General features: G+C 61.5%; 1 protein-coding gene. It reads left to right on the top strand.

Going from position 1 to position 756, the window contains the following annotated elements:
• Nucleotides 1-452 precede the first annotated feature (452 nt).
• Nucleotides 453-756, top strand: a 304-nt coding sequence (locus I6F38_RS43290; RefSeq protein WP_225164700.1) for an Hpt domain-containing protein, incomplete at its 3' end; no start/stop codon positions are given.

Genomic DNA, 756 nt, shown 5'->3' with positions numbered 1-756 from the left:
GTTCACTCGGCTTGGCTTCCGTCGCGGCGCTGCAGACCGCATAATCCACTGAACCGCCGGATACGGACCCGTATGTCCGGTGGTGTGGGAGGGGCGGAGCCGCGAGGCTCCCCCCTATCCCGATTGGTTGCGCTCAACCATCCCGCCGGCTTCAACCAATGAGCGATCGCGTTCTGATCCAGGCGGTCGGCGCGTCGCGAACGTTTCGCGGGACTTAGCGGTCCTCAATTCCAATTAGTTCAAATTGCGATGACCGATGGAACGGCCTCTTTCCCGTCCGGGTGGTAAGGGCCTGTCCTTGTGAGACTGGCCGTGATGTCGTGATGCGTCGTCGAACTGCTGAAGGGCTTCATCGTCCGTATTTGCACGGACGGCAAAATTAACGTCGCCGTGAAGCCGGCCAGTTATCGATGCAAGGCGAGCGTTCCGCAGCACCTTGAGGGGACCTATCCATGGACGATCTGTTGCGCGAGTTCCTGACGGAGAGCAGCGAGAGCCTGGATACGGTCGACAACCAGCTGGTGCAGTTCGAGCAGGATCCGAACAACGCGAAGATCCTGGATAACATCTTCCGGCTGGTGCACACCATCAAGGGCACCTGCGGCTTCCTCGGGCTGCCGCGGCTCGAAGCGCTGGCGCATGCCGGCGAGACCTTGATGGGCAAATTCCGCGACGGCATGCCGGTGAAGGCGGAAGCCGTGACGCTGATCCTGTCCTCGATCGACCGCATCAAGGAGATCCTCGGCGGGCTCGAGG

The sequence above is a fragment of the Bradyrhizobium sp. BRP56 genome (assembly GCF_020194035.1).
GTDB classification, from domain to species: domain Bacteria; phylum Pseudomonadota; class Alphaproteobacteria; order Rhizobiales; family Xanthobacteraceae; genus Bradyrhizobium; species Bradyrhizobium australafricanum.
This window is presented reverse-complemented; position numbering and strand designations above follow the sequence as displayed.